9 protein-coding genes, 1 tRNA gene and 2 pseudogenes are annotated in these 13019 nt (G+C 66.2%); 8 read left to right on the forward strand and 4 right to left on the reverse strand.

Annotated features, from left to right (window positions below; translation table 11 throughout):
• From RJ1_RS00820 to RJ1_RS00830, 3 genes and pseudogenes are all read left to right on the forward strand, one after another.
• Positions 1 to 312, forward strand: a complete 312-nt coding sequence (locus RJ1_RS00820) for a WhiB family transcriptional regulator (protein ID WP_073357996.1) — start codon at positions 1 to 3, stop codon at positions 310 to 312.
• A 428-nt stretch (positions 313 to 740) separates the two neighbouring features.
• The gene (locus RJ1_RS00825) at positions 741 to 4007 is read left to right on the forward strand and encodes a protein kinase domain-containing protein (RefSeq protein WP_073358115.1); all 3267 of its coding nucleotides are present in this window, start codon (positions 741 to 743) and stop codon (positions 4005 to 4007) included.
• Between the two features lie 254 nt (positions 4008 to 4261).
• Positions 4262 to 4541: pseudogene (locus RJ1_RS00830) on the forward strand (IS701 family transposase); the annotation flags it as partial.
• 861 nt (positions 4542 to 5402) lie between these two features.
• Here RJ1_RS00830 and RJ1_RS00835 read toward each other — a convergent pair.
• On the reverse strand, positions 5403 to 7184 hold the full coding sequence (locus RJ1_RS00835; RefSeq protein ID WP_073357997.1) for a glycoside hydrolase family 3 protein: 1782 nt from the start codon (positions 7182 to 7184) through the stop codon (positions 5403 to 5405).
• A 27-nt stretch (positions 7185 to 7211) separates the two neighbouring features.
• Positions 7212 to 8483 carry an MFS transporter gene (locus RJ1_RS00840; protein ID WP_240319573.1) on the reverse strand — a complete coding sequence of 424 codons (1272 nt, stop codon included), beginning with the start codon at positions 8481 to 8483 and terminating at the stop codon, positions 7212 to 7214.
• Between the two features lie 144 nt (positions 8484 to 8627).
• Here RJ1_RS00840 and RJ1_RS00845 point away from each other — a divergent pair, with 144 nt between their 5' ends.
• The 5 genes and pseudogenes from RJ1_RS00845 (at position 8628) to RJ1_RS00870 (ending at position 12055) form a co-directional block, all read left to right on the forward strand.
• Positions 8628 to 9704: a LacI family DNA-binding transcriptional regulator gene (locus RJ1_RS00845; protein ID WP_073357999.1), complete on the forward strand. Its 1077-nt coding sequence runs from the start codon at positions 8628 to 8630 to the stop codon at positions 9702 to 9704.
• A 183-nt stretch (positions 9705 to 9887) separates the two neighbouring features.
• Positions 9888 to 10150 (forward strand): annotated as a pseudogene (locus RJ1_RS47440) (hypothetical protein); the annotation flags it as partial.
• Between the two features lie 840 nt (positions 10151 to 10990).
• Positions 10991 to 11308 (forward strand): hypothetical protein, encoded by a 318-nt coding sequence (locus tag RJ1_RS00860; RefSeq protein ID WP_073358000.1) that lies wholly within the window; start codon positions 10991 to 10993, stop codon positions 11306 to 11308.
• Positions 11309 to 11550: 242 nt separating this feature from the next.
• A complete protein-coding gene (locus tag RJ1_RS00865; RefSeq protein WP_073358001.1) occupies positions 11551 to 11898 on the forward strand; it encodes a hypothetical protein in 348 nt (115 codons plus the stop codon).
• A gap of 83 nt (positions 11899 to 11981) precedes the next feature.
• Positions 11982 to 12055: transfer RNA gene (locus RJ1_RS00870), tRNA-Ile, on the forward strand.
• A 126-nt stretch (positions 12056 to 12181) separates the two neighbouring features.
• Here the strand turns inward: RJ1_RS00870 and RJ1_RS00875 are convergent.
• Complete coding sequence (locus tag RJ1_RS00875; RefSeq protein WP_005264106.1) at positions 12182 to 12472, reverse strand: DUF4193 domain-containing protein; 291 nt, start codon at positions 12470 to 12472, stop codon at positions 12182 to 12184.
• 13 nt (positions 12473 to 12485) lie between these two features.
• Positions 12486 to 12824: a WhiB family transcriptional regulator gene (locus tag RJ1_RS00880; RefSeq protein WP_073358002.1), complete on the reverse strand. Its 339-nt coding sequence runs from the start codon at positions 12822 to 12824 to the stop codon at positions 12486 to 12488.
• Positions 12825 to 13019 lie beyond the last annotated feature (195 nt).

Raw genomic sequence — 13019 nt, forward strand, 5'->3', positions numbered from 1 at the left:
GTGCCGCAGCCGACACAGCTCTCGCGACAGCCGACCAAACTCACCGCGGCCACTGACTTCTGGGATTGGCAACTCCACGCACGATGCCGCTCTACGGGTTCGGCCACCTTTTTCGCCCCCGAAGGCGAGCCCGCCGGACAACGAATCCGTCGCGAACACGACGCTAAGAAGATCTGCTTGGACTGCGAGGTGCGACTCCAATGCCTCGCCCACGCCCTCGACACCCCCGACCAGCACGGCGTGTGGGGCGGCGTGACCGAACGCGAACGCGCGCAGGAACGAAGAATCCCAGCAGATTCCGGTCCGTCCTGATAGAGATTGGCATCAGCGAATAGGCGAGTTGATCAGCACCGTGGTCCGGGACGGCGGCGCGTCCGGGTCACGTTCGCCGCGTAGACCTGGTCATTTACACCTATCCGAGCTAGTCGTGCGGATCGACCTCAACGATATTGCAGGCCTCCCGATAGCCGAACCGAGAATCGGGACGCGCCCATCGTGGTGTGACGTCACACTGATGTTGGCAACCGAGTCCGTTTAGGCGGATCGCCGGGGAACTCGGGGCACATCGAAGTCTCCGGACTTGTCGGGGCGATTCAGACCGATCGGAGGAGAAGAAGAGAAGCCATCCGATGAGTTCGCTGGCAACTGTCGAGGAGCGATATCCTGACGTAGAGCGGCTTCGGGGGTCGAGCGGCGACACGACTCACAGAGGTTTCGATCCGATGAATCGCTGGTAGATGATGGCTGATGTTGATCCTTTCGATACGCAGCGCGCTGAGATGAGACCTTCGGCCACCGCGGAGCTGGAAGCGGCCGGGTTCGAGGACGCCGACGAGATCGGGCGCGGTGGTTTCGGTGTCGTGTACCGCTGCTGTCAGTCTGCCCTGGACCGTACGGTGGCGGTGAAGGTACTCACCGCCGACCTGGACGAGGAGAATCGCGAGAGATTCTTTCGGGAGCAGCGGGCGATGGGCCGGTTGACGGGACACCCGAACATCGCCAACGTCCTGCAGGTTGGTGCTACCGACAGTGGTCGCCCCTTCATCGTGATGCAGTACTACGCGCAGGATTCCCTCGATGCGCGGATCCGCCACCACGGTCCGCTGACATTGGAAGACACCCTCCGACTCGGCGTAAAGCTCGCGGGCGCTCTGGCAACCGCGCACCGGCTCGGCATCCTGCACCGCGACGTCAAACCTGCGAACATCCTGCTCACTGACTACAGCGAGCCGGCGCTCACCGATTTCGGTCTCACGCACTTCGCCGGCGGTTTCGAGACTTCCAGCGGTACCGTCACAGGGTCTCCGGCGTTCACCGCTCCTGAGGTGCTCGCAGGAGAGTCTCCGAGCACCGCCTCGGATATCTACGGCCTCGGCGCCACCTTGTTCTGTGCAATCACCGGACACGCTGCGTTCGAACGCCGCAGCGGGGAGCAGTTGGTGGCCCAATTCGTCCGCATCACCACGCAGACTGTTCCTGACCTGCGTGAGCAGGGTATCGCCGACGACCTGTGCGCGGTCGTCGAACGCGCGATGTCCGGGCATCCGAAAGACCGGCAATCCAGCACTGAGGCGCTCGGTGAAGAACTCCGCGACGTCCAGCGCCGCCATCGGTTTCCTGTCGACGAGATGGCGTTGCATGCCGAACCGGAAATGGAGCGGCACCATCGGACACTGGGGTCGCAGCAACGGCGTCCGGGGACGGGACCCGACGGCACGAAGGGAAATATTCCGCTCGAGCTGACCAGTTTCATCGGTCGCAGGCGCGAGCTCGCCGAGACGAGGAACCTGCTCACCGCCGCCCGTCTGGTGACGCTGACCGGGATTGGGGGAGTGGGGAAGACGCGGCTCGCCCTGCGGGTCGCGACCGCTGCGCAACGTGACTTCGCCGACGGAGTGTGGCTCGTTCAGCTGGGGGAGTTGACAGACGGGTCTCTCTTGGTGAATGTGGTGGCGGCCGCGCTCGGGATGCGGAAGTCGGCGAGGCAGCCCGAGGAGATCCTGCTCGAGTTCTTGAGCGCGCGCGAGGTGTTGCTGATCCTCGACAACTGTGAGCAGGTGGTGGATGCGGTGGCGGAGCTCTCCGAGACGCTGTTGCAGGCCTGCCCACGTCTTCGCATCCTTGCGACCAGCCGTGAGGCCTTCGGGATCGGCGGGGAAGCGGTCCTGCGGGTTCCCCCACTGACGGTCCCCGAACCCGACCGCGAACCCTCCCTGCGAGGACTGCCTCGCTATGACGCGGTGACGTTGTTCGCCGAACGCGCCACCTCTGTCGTCTCAACCTTCGAGCTCACCGACGACAACAGAATTGCGGTTGCGCGGATCTGTCACCGGTTGGACGGCTTGCCACTGCCGATCGAACTGGCGGCGGCACGGCTGCGCGCGATGTCGCCCGAGCAGATCCTGCAAAGGCTTACCGACAGTTATGCGCTGCTGACCCACGGAAGTAGACGAGCGCCCACGCGGCAGCAGACCCTGCGACTATGCATCGACTGGAGCCACGAGCTGTGCACTCCGCAGGAACAGCTGGTGTGGTCACGCCTGTCGGTATTCGCAGGCACCGTCGAACTCGATGCGGCAGAACAGGTATGCAGCGAAGGCTCGGCACCGGAAGACCTGCTCGACACGCTGACCTCTCTGATAGAAAAGTCCATCCTGATCAGAGAGGAGCAGGGAGCGGTGGTGCGGTTCCGGCTTCTCGAGACCCTGCGTGACTACGGCCGCGAGAAGGCTCAGCAGAGCGGTGAGTATCCGGAACTGCGTCGCCGGCACCGGGACTGGTATCAGCAATTGGCGCTCGACGCGGAAACCGAATGGATCAGTTCGCGGCAACTCGAGTGGATCGCGCGGATCGATCGGGAACAGCCGAATCTGCGCGATGCGCTGGAGTACTGTGTATCCGAAAGTCCCGGCGTGGGGCTTCGGATCGCCGCATCGTTGTACTTCTTCTGGACCGCTCGAGGCCTGTACAGCGAAGGACGACGCTGGCTCGACCGCCTCCTGGCCCGTCAGTCCGGACAGCCGATCGTCGACCGAGTCAAAGCGTTGTATGCGGCCAGCTCACTGGCCGAATCTCAAGGCGACCTTGAGGCCGCGGCGGCACGGGTCGAGGAGGGGCGAGCGCTGACGGCGGGAACGGCGGACTCGGTGGCTAAAGCATTCGTCGTCTACGCCGACGGTCTCCTCGCGTTCTACAACGGAGAACCGGCACGCGCCTGCTCACTTCTCGAAGAGTCACTGGCAGCGTTCCGTCGGCAGGACGATGTCGCCTTGCAGGTCGAGGCGCTCACTATGCTGGGGCTGCCTTATGAACTGCTCGGACATACCGAGCGGGCAGTCGAGTGCTACGAGCAGGTTCTGGCAATCACGGAGTCGTGCGGTGAATCCGTGTATCGGTCGTACGCGCTGTGGGCCATGGCAGTCCTGTTATGGCGACAGGGCAACCTCACGCGCGCGAGGGAACTCATGAATCAGTGTTTGGTGCGAATAGCGAGGTTGGTGGACGACCCGGTGGGCTCTGCGATGTGCCTCGAGTCGCTGGCGTGGATTGCCGGCGGCGAGGACGACGCACAACGGGCCGCAATCCTGATGGGAGCAGCCGAGGCACTCGGTAATGTCGCGGGTAGCTCGCCGACGTTTCTTCCCCACCTGCTGTTCTACCACGATGATTGTGTTCAGACGAGTCGCCGCGTGCTAGGAGAGAATGCATTCGCAACAGCATGGCGAGAAGGCAATGAACTCGCGCTTGACGCGGCTGTCGCGTATGCGCTCGGTGAGCAGGCCTCGAACGCGACCTCCCCAACGATTGCCGCTACGAAACTGACCAAGCGTGAGCAGGAGGTCGCTCTATTGGTCACCGAAGGGTTGACAAATAGGGCGATCGCCGCCCGACTGGTGATTTCTCAGCGCACGGCGCAAGGACACGTCGAGCACGTTCTGACCAAATTGGGGTTCACCTCACGCGCTCAGATCGCCGCTTGGGTTGTCGAGCAGAAGAACCAATCGTGACATTCTGTTGGAATGACCGGCTTCTCGCCGGTGGACAAAACGTTCCAGGCCCCACCGATGGCGCACCAGACCACCATCCCAGCGCGATGTCCGGTATGCCGGGCCGACTGAGCAGATCCGGGGTGTCGATACCGCCTCACGCGCAACCTGCGGGTCCCGGCGCGTGCACGCCGAACTCACTCTCGACCTCGGGATGGGCAGCGCAGTCGGTCACGATCAGGTCGAGCTGAAGCGCACTGCGTCGGCGTCGGTTTCGGCGAGGCCTGTCAGATCCGACCGAGATCGCGTACTACATCTGCGCCGGACCCCGGCGTACCACGCTCACCGAACTCACCGCCGTCCCCGGACCGCGGTGGCGGGTCGAGGAGTGCTTCCAGCAGGCCAAGAACGAGGCCGGCCTGGACCAGTATCAGGTGCGTACCTACCCGGGCCTGGTACGCCCATGCCACCTTGTCGATGCTCGCCCTCGCCTGGCTCGCCGGGACGAAAACCGAAGCAGTAAAGGGGGAATCGGGATCGACGATCAGGGCATGATCGGCTACACGCTACCCGAGATCAGGCGGCCGCTCGTGCATCTGATCCTGCGACACGCCCGCCCCGACGAACACGTCTGGTCCTGGTCGCACTGGCGGAGACGCCGACAGCACCAGGCCCGCATCTGCCATTACCGAACCCGCGGACACGTCCCATAAGTGCCGTTGCAGTACTAAGTAGCGCAGTGTGGAGAAGGGTCCAGGTCGAGGGCGGCAGGTCGTTGCGTTGGGGGTGGACTTTGCGATCGGCTTGCTCTCCCGGTGTTTGGACGGAGTGAACGTCTTCGTGTGCCCGTCTTTGTATTTCGGGTACAGCGAGGCGAAACCGGCGGTGCCTGAAGTTGTGGATCACATCCCGGCCGCAGTTAGTGCTGGTGAAGGTGACTTCGGCGATCTCCACCGGCATGCGTTGCGCGGGCAGCAAGATCGTCTCTGCGCCGCCAGGTCGTCACTGACCCGCTCCCGCGACGCACGAACCGCAACAGCCGTCTCTTCGTCGTCATCGATGTCTCGGACCGCACGCATTCTGCAGCCACAACGGCGTGACTCACACGCTGTACTACCGGGAAGACTAACGATGATCAGGGCATCCCTGAGATGCCCTGATCATCATTCCGATTCGTGGAACGAAGGTGCGGGAGATCGAGATGGGAGCCGCGGGTTCCTCCTGGCGTTCGTCGTCGGTGTAGGCCGGCGTCGGGTAGTCCCGATAGTCCACACCCGATCGGGTTCACTCCTTTCCCGGAGGAGTGAATCGGCGCCGTCGCCACGTGCGTAGTGAGTACCGACCCGCCTCTGGCGATGCTGATTGAGCAGCGCTGGTAGCGCGAGTGCAACCCCAGGCAGCATTTTGTTTCGGCCCTCACCGTCCGCTCAATTGATGCACGCCTTCCCGTTCGGCCGAGGCGGCACGCCGTAGCCCGAAGCCCGCGCGGAAGAGTGGGTCGGCGGTGTCGAAGGGGACGTCCTCGCGCGAGGCCTCGATCGCCGCCATGGACGAGGGCAGGTCGAACGGGAGGGTGCCCGTGAAGGCGGCGCGACCTGCGAGGGCAGCGAGTATGACCGCGTCGCTCGCGCCGAAGTCGGCGACGACGACGGCGGCGGGTTCGAGCAGCGGTGTGAGCACTGCGGGCCGCTCGAGGTACACCGACACGAACACGGGTGCCTGGGCGGCGTATCGGCGGATGCGCGCGACGACCGCGTCGGGGAACGCGAGCGAGCCGCCGCGGAAGAAGTCGCCGAGCGAACCCCGGCCCGGTTCGAACGGTGAGTCGAGTCGGACGATCACCGCGTCGGCCCCGGCGGGGTCGTCGACGACGACGAGACCGGCCGCGACGGCGGTTTCGGCTGTGACGCCGTCGAGGTGCACACGTGCTCCGGCGGGAAGCACTGTCTCGTCGTCGTCGGCGAGCAGCACGAGCGAGGCGTGCTGGGCGCAGAGGCCGCGTTCGACGAACACCGGTGAGCCGCAGACCTCGCGGGTGGTATCGGTGTCGATGCGGCGATGCTCGAAGGCGCCGAGCTGGAATTTCTCGCGGAGCAATCGCCGTGCCGACTCGTCGATGCGCGACTCGGCGATGCGGCCCGAGTCGACGAGTTCCTCGACGAGCGCAGGATTGCGGTCGCCGCCGAACTGGTCGACTCCGACGTCGATTGCGATCGCCGCGCGCTCGAGCGGGGTCAGGTGCTCGAGACCCCAGCCGTTGGGGCCGAACTGGAGGCCGCCGATCGCTTCGGATTCGAGGAGGTTCCAGTCGGTGACGACGATGCCGCCGAAGGCGAGGGTGCGCCGCAGCAGGTCGCGCACGACTGGCGCGTTGAAGGCGAAGCCGACCTCCTCCCACGAGGTGCCGACGGGCTTGCCGTAGTAGGTCATGACTTGTGTGGCGCCGGCGGCGAAGGCTTTCTCGAACGGGCGCATGTGCAGTTGCTGCATGCCGCCCGGGTATATCTGTTCGGGGTATCGGGGGTCGTGCGCGTCGTCACCGTTGAGTTGCGGGCCGCCGCCGGGGAAGTGTTTGACGACCGCGGCGACCGAGTTCGGGCCGAGTTCGGCACCGCCCCGGAGGGCTTCGATGAACGCGGCCGTGAGCTCGGCCACGCGCTCGGGGTCCTCGCCGAAGGTGCCCGAGCCGCGAGACCAGCGGGGCTCGCTGAAGATGTCGGCCATCGGACCGAGGAAGACCCGGATGCCCATGGCGAGGAGCTCACGGCGCATGGTTTCGCCGTAGGCGCGTGCGGCGTCGAGGCCGCCGATCGCGGCGATGCCGGTCGGGTCGGGCCACCGCGAGAGGCTGTCGAGGGCCTGCCCGGTGAACAGGTTGCTGCGCAGGCCGTGTCGAGGATCGGTGGAGAGTGTCATGGGGATGCCGAGTCGGTTGTCCTCGGCGATGGCCTGCAGGGTGTTGTGCCACTGGGCCACGGTGACGCTGTCGGCGCCGCCGAGCACGTTGAAGTGGCTGATGCCGCGCCGGCCGGCGTACTGCTCTGCGGCGGCGAGCGCCGCGGCCTCGCTCAGCCCGTCGCCGGCCGGCTCGGTGGAGGGGTGGAACATCAGCGCAGCCTTCTCGGCGACGGTCATGCGGGCGAGCAGGTCTTCGACGCGTCGGTCGACGGGCAGTGCGGGATCGCGGTAGTCGTTCATGGTCTCGTTTCGATCGGTCAGGTCGGGTCAGCGGGTGGAGCGGATGGCGAGCAGTGGCACGAAGCCGCAGAGCGTGAGCACTGCACTGAGGATGAGAAGCAGCGGGTAGTTGGGGCCGCCGTCGCCGATACCGAGCAGCAGTGGGGCGGCGAACGGCATGATTGAGTAGGGGAGGGTGATTGCGATGTTCGTGACGCCGAGGTCGCGCGCCGAGGTGGCAGGATCGTTCATCGTCGCGACCGCGAAACCGATGTAGCTGCCGTAGAGCACGCCGGTGCCGATGCCGGCGACGAGGCACACACCGAGCAGGAACATCGGTACCGACTCCGCGAAGGCGGTCACGAGGATGCCGGCGGCCACGATGACCGCGTCGATGCCCAGCACGAGCTTGCGGCGACCCGTGCGGTCGTTCAGCCAGCCGGCGATCGGCGCCGAGACGACAGCGAGGATGCCGGGAATTACGTAGGCGAGGGTGATCAGGTGCGGTAGGTCGGCCTCGGGCGCGTGGATGCGGTCCTGCAGGATGTAGACGGTGTAGGTCGCGATGACGCCCAGTCCGCAGCAGATCAGGAACAGCGCGGCGAGGAACTTGGCGAAGTCGGGCGAGTGGCGCGGGTTGATGTAGAAGCTGCCGAGGAACTCGCGGACGCTGAATGGCTCGATGTCGTCGTCGGCCGGGGCGTCGTCGCGGAACAGTGCGAGGAGCAGGGTGGAGAACACGACGGCCACCAGCACCGGCAGGCCGAACTGGGCGAGGATGTTCGACGGGAACCACTGCACGAAGAACACGCCGACCACGACTGCGGCCGCCGAGGCGGTGCCCGACAGCGAGCCGACCAGACCCTGCTGCCGCGCGGGGATGTGGTCGGGCACGATGGCGAGGGTGGCGGCGATGGCCGCGTTCACGAATGCCTGCATGACGATCCAGCCGAGGAGCAGCAGCGGAATCGAGTCGCTGAGCCCGATGATCGCCGCGCCGACGATGGTGCCGGCGAGGCCGACCACGATCCAGGGCCGCCGGCGCCCGAAGCGGCTGCGGGTGCGATCGCTGAGCCGGCCGAAGAGGGGGTTGGCGAGCAGCGCGGTGAGTGTGCCGATGCCGGCGGCGATCGAGTAACTGGTGGTCTTGCCCTCGGGGTTGATCTCGGAGATGCGCAGGGCCAGGGTGACCGAGGCGGGCAGCATGATCGACATCCAGATGCCGAACATGGCCAGGGCGTAGACGGAGATGAACAGCGGGCCGACCGGTTTGGGGGCGGTGGCGGTGGCTGTTTCAGGGGTGCTGAGGGAAGCGGACACGGGGATCCTCACCATTGAGCGGAGTGAACGGAGGTCTCGGAAGCGTTACCGGAATCGTTACCGGAATCGTTACCGGTAGACTCCGCTGTAAGTTAGGCCACAATGAGGGGGGCGTCAAGCCTTTGATGATCCGGAAGGGGTCCGATGGCACGCAAGGTGAGGCTGAGCGACGTCTCGCGCGCAGCAGGCGTCGGCCTGGCGACGGTGTCGCGGGCGTTGGGTGACCACCCCGATGTGAGCGAGGCCACCCGCGAGCGCGTGCGCGGCGTCGCCCGCGAGCTCGGCTACCGCCCCTCGGTCACGGCGCGTGCTCTGCGCTCGGGCGGTTTTCATGCGATAAGCGCGATCGTGCCCGATGCCGGCTGGGTCTGGTGTGAGCCCGTCGTGCGCGCTGCGTTCAAGACCGCCTCCGCCGAGGGCTACCAGCTCATGGTGCACCCCGTCGCGGGCACCCCAGGCGGCGCGGCCGCCATCGTGGAGGGCCTCGCGAACGTGCCCACCGAGGGGGTCATCGTCATCAGCGTTCCCGACCAGGATGCCGTGCGCGAGGCCTGCGACCGCATCGCCCTGCCCGGAGTGGCGATCGACGATACGAGCCGGAAGGTGCGCTTCCCCACCGTTTCCCCGCGCAATCGTGAGGGCGCGCGGATTGCGGTCGAGCACCTGATCGGGCAAGGCCGGCGATCGATCGCCCTGCTGAGCGTCGACCTCGGCACCGGGTCGACCGATTGGGGCGACGGCCTCTTCATCGACGAGCGCGCGGCCGGGTACCGCGATGCCCTCGATGCCGCAGGGATCGCCCACAACGAGTCGCTCGTCATCGACTGCGACGACTTCCTCGACGAAGCGCGCCCGACGCTGCCCGCGCTCGCCGCGGCCCTCGAGCGCGGAGCCGAGATCGACGCCATCTTCTGCATCGCCGACCTCCTGGCGGCGCCGGCGCTGCGTACCCTGCGGGCGCACGGGCTTCGGGTGCCCGAAGATGTCTCACTCATCGGCTTCGACGACGAGCGGGCGGCGGGTCTGGTCGACCCGCAGCTCACGACGATGCGCCAGCCCTATGCCGAGATGGGGCGCCTCGCGGTCGAATTGCTGCTCCGGAGCATCCGCGGCGAAGAGCTCGATGCGCAGCGGCACGAGATCGATACGCAGCTCGTCGAACGGGCGTCGACCACCCCGCGCCTGCGTCCGGCTGAAACTACGTGCCCAGCACCGCTGTAGTGCCTCACGGGCGAATACCGCTGGCGGCCTATCCCGCAGCGAGAGCATGAAGTCGTCATGCTAGAGCTTGCTGCAGCGCCTGGGGTGTCGAGAGTTTCATCGATGCGGGCTGGGATTGGGACGAGTGGAAGACCGCCCGGCGGGGGGCTATGTCGACGGCCGCGACGATCGGCCCTGGGTGGACCTTGCGGCTGGACACACGTCCCGGAGGCCGATGACCTCGACAACGTCCACCGGTTGGTCTCGATTGACCAACGCGCCGCCTACCTCGCATCCGCGGGCATGCTCGAATTCGGCTACGAGCAGCCCAAACACCTGACTGGTGACAATGCCGCGGCTGCGGCGGTAGGGAGAAGGGTGCCCCGTTAGGGCTGTGGCGGATCACCCTGACTGCTGGACAGGCGCTTTCGCTGCCCGAGAAGCTACCTCTGCCGTACCCCCGCCTGCCGAGACGTTCGATCGCGGCACGTGCGATCGTAGCGGTCGCTGGGGCGCATCAGGTGGTTGCGGCTCCACCGGCGCAGCCGCCACCACCGGATCGGTGCGGCCACCGGTACCGGTGCCGGCTCCTCCCGACGCATCGTCACCTCCCGCAGGATCTCTGCTTCCCTCCCTTCGATTGTGCGACGGAATCCGCGGTGGTGTTTCCGCACGTTGCTCGGCGAGCGCCGGAAAGGCTCACGCAGGGTGTTTCAGGCGGAGTGCATTGTGGGTGTATTCCTCGACTGCCTCGTGCATGAGTCGTCGCTGGGCTTGCGGTGCTGACGCCGCGTGAATTTATCGAGATCGTTGCTTGGTGGCAGTGGCAGTCGGACTTGCCGTTTGGGGAGGCGCCGCTGATGCCCGCGTCCTGCGGCAGGGATGGGCTGACCGGCGCGGCCTTCTTGAGTAGGGCCAGGCCCGCCACGCGGCGTCGTTGCCTTGCATGGCGGTGGCCGAGTCCGTCCGAGCCATGTCGTGCTCGGCCCGCGACCGGTGGGCGCACCTTCGCACTCGCCGCTCGAATGGGAAACGGGGTTTAGAGGTAGCGGGTCGCCGATCTCGTGTCCGACGATGTCACTGCGTTCGAGCAACCGACTGGCGGGCTGCGCCGGTTGCTGTCGCGCGAACGCAGCACGTCGGGTTTTGTGTTGGGCGTTTCTGGGTGGCCGCCGACGGTACCGTAGTGGCGGCTGCTGCAGCTGTCCGTGCGCGGGTGGTGTTCGTGCAGGTCGGGTCGCGTCACCGGGCCGGGTGGTGCTTATGCTCGATCTCGGGAGTTTCGCCGAGCGAAGAGGTGCATCAACATGGCCCGAAACAGCAGCGACCGGCCGGTCGATGGCCCGGTGTTGACGGTCGGTGTCCGGGTGCTGGTCCGCAGGAGCACCGGGGCCGATCTCATCGGTGAGGTGGTCGAGGATTACGAGGCGGTGACCGATCCTGGTGGTGGTGGGCACGGGTGGGCGCCGGTGCATCGGTGGGCGGTCGCGCTCGACGACGGGCGGCTGGTTTTTGCCGACACCGAAGACCTGACCATCGATCCGGGCTTCCACCGCTCCGCCCCGAACCCGAACCCGGACCCGGATTCGGCTGTGCGGACACCCGGCCGACACAGGGGAGAATGATCGACGGCAGCCGCTCCGTGGCCGGTTCTGGGGCGGCGTCGAACATCGTGCACACGAATTGTGCTACCAGTCAGTCGATTACATGAATTGCGTGGATGAGGTCCTGAAGGGGGTACGTCGATCTCATCGCATGATCTGTCGGGTATGCCTGAGCCGCGCCTGACGGCTCTTGCACCATGGGTGTTGTTCGGAACTGACAATTCAGGCTTACCGTGTCCGGTATGAGAGGTGATGAGGCTCGCGTGGCCCGGGACTTCGCGGGGTGGTTGTCGTCTCAGGGATGGATGGTCCGTACCGATACGGAGTTCGTCGACATCGTTGCCGAGAAGGACGGCCGCCGGCTCTATGTCGAGGTCGAGGCTGCGTCCACCGTACCGGGATTGGATGTCGATACCGCGATCGGGCAGCTGGTGAGGCGGATGCCGAGCGAGGCGGATCAGTCGGTGTCGTTTGCGTTGGTCGTGCGGGACGAGCCGCGATCGGTGGAAGCCGCCAGGCGGGCACCGCAACGAATTCTCGATCTGTTGGGAATGGCGCTGTACGCGGTCGATGGCAACGGTGGCGTGCGGCAGCTCTTCGGCCGCGTGTGAAGACCTCCCCCGGTGTGCGAGCGGGGCGGTCAGCGGTGTGGAGATACCATCGCTACGCCCGCAGAGCGGGGGCGTGCGGTGATGGGGCGGTAGCTCAGTCGGTTAGAGCCGTGGACTCATAATCGATTGGTCGCGGGTTCGAGCCCCGCCCGCCCCACCGCGCCGCCGGGCGATCTTCGGGAAGGGCTCCGTCAGGGCTGCCGTGCCTGCGGAACGCAGTGTGGGCAATGCGGACTCCGCTTAACCTGGCGATGGGCCGAGTATCTCGAGTGCGCTGACGGTCTCAGGCGCAGTCGCGGCAGAGTTGTTGCGCCGTGTCGGCGAGGCGGCTGCGGTGGTGGACCAGGAAGCAACTGGTGCAGGTGAATTCGTCCGACTGCTTGGGGATGACGCGGACGGTGAATTCTTCACCGGACAGGTCCGCGCCGGGCAGTTCGAAGGATTCGGCGGTGTCAGTGTCTTCGACGTCGACGACGGGGGACTGGGTGTCTTTCCGGCTGGCGGTCAGCTGTTCGAGGGAGGTGTCCGGCTCGTCGGATTCGGTGACTCGTGGTGCGTCGTAGTCGGTGGCCATGGCTGTTCTACCTTCACGCTCTGGGTGTTCGGATCCGCCAGGTGAGAGGGTCCGTCGACACGACACACTCGCGGGGTCGGGCCGGGCGGCGGGTGCGCCGGGTGTGGCGGACGCGCTCGGTCTCGGACATGCCACCCCAGATGCCATAAGACTCGGTGGCGGTGAGGGCGTAAGCGCGGCAGTCGGCGAGCACGGGACAGTCTTGGCAGATCTGTTTGGCGGCGCGCTCACGCCAGGCACGGACGTTGCCGCGTTCACCATCGGGGGAGAAGAACATGTCGGTGTCGGTGCCGCGGCACAAGGCGCGGTGCTGCCAGTCCCGGTCGAGGGGGTGGTGGAAATGATCAGGCACAGCGGGAGGAGTCGCTTTCGGAGGGGAGCGGTGAGCCGATCCGTCGGTCAGGGCGGGCGCGCGGGTGTGGCGGGCCTGGGCTTGTGGCCGGGGATGTGTGCCAGGCAAATCGATGTCGGGGCGCTGTGGGTGGGCAGGACCTTATTGGTAACCGGGTTGGACTGTAGTGTGTCAGCGCATGGCTTTCCGAAAATG

This window comes from Rhodococcus jostii NBRC 16295, from assembly GCF_001894825.1.
GTDB lineage: Bacteria > Actinomycetota > Actinomycetes > Mycobacteriales > Mycobacteriaceae > Rhodococcus_F > Rhodococcus_F jostii.

Excerpts from the sequence above, each read along its gene's own strand:
- RJ1_RS00875 (WP_005264106.1), bottom strand. The coding sequence starts at position 12,472 with ATGGCCACCGACTACGACGCACCACGAGTCACCGAATCCGACGAGCCG.
- RJ1_RS00835 (WP_073357997.1), bottom strand. The coding sequence starts at position 7,184 with ATGAACGACTACCGCGATCCCGCACTGCCCGTCGACCGACGCGTCGAA.
- RJ1_RS00825 (WP_073358115.1), top strand. The coding sequence starts at position 741 with ATGGCTGATGTTGATCCTTTCGATACGCAGCGCGCTGAGATGAGACCT.
- RJ1_RS00860 (WP_073358000.1), top strand. The coding sequence starts at position 10,991 with ATGGCCCGAAACAGCAGCGACCGGCCGGTCGATGGCCCGGTGTTGACG.
- RJ1_RS00845 (WP_073357999.1), top strand. The coding sequence starts at position 8,628 with ATGGCACGCAAGGTGAGGCTGAGCGACGTCTCGCGCGCAGCAGGCGTC.